The sequence below is a fragment of the Atlantibacter hermannii genome, from assembly GCF_009907385.1.
In the GTDB taxonomy this organism is placed as follows: Bacteria; Pseudomonadota; Gammaproteobacteria; order Enterobacterales; family Enterobacteriaceae; genus Atlantibacter; species Atlantibacter hermannii_A.
This window is the reverse complement of record NZ_JAAATR010000075.1, coordinates 1-504: the sequence shown is the minus strand read 5'-3', so window position 1 is coordinate 504 and position 504 is coordinate 1. Positions and strand designations below refer to the sequence as shown.

1 protein-coding gene is annotated in these 504 nt (G+C 53.0%); it reads left to right on the top strand.

Annotated elements, in window-relative coordinates; all coding sequences use genetic code 11:
- A partial coding sequence (locus GV764_RS17955) for a phage tail fiber protein (protein WP_476561224.1) occupies positions 1-504 on the top strand: 504 nt, incomplete at both ends.

The following is a 504-nucleotide window of genomic DNA, read 5'->3' as shown; positions in this document are numbered from 1 at the left end:
CGCGAACAGCGCCGCGTCGTCGGTGATGGAATTTGAACGGGGCGGAGTTTTCGGATGTTTTGTTGGCCTCGATACCGACAGCAAATTCAAGATCGGCGGCTGGAGTATGGGGAATGTCGCCTATGAGTTCTATCACCAGGGCAATGTAGTAGTGGATGGGAACGGGTACCTTAAAAAGGCGTCACCAGTCGTTAAAGTCGCAGGCGACGGCAGCGCAGAACTGAATGCGGAATCTGCAGGCGTCACGGTTGAGCGCCTCGATACGGGAGTTTACCGAATATCGGGGGTGCTGGGCTTCAATTCCGATGCTGGATGGGGTGGTATTGATGGCGGGATAGAAATTCCGGTTGATAAAAACAAACTGCCTTTGCTTTGGATTGATTATCAGATTGAGGCTGACGGCAGCATTCTGCTGAAGACCTATCACCGTACACACCCTACGGCGCCGCGGTTCGCTCGTAACGAAATCGACGGAATAAACGATGGTGACCCGGTTGATATACC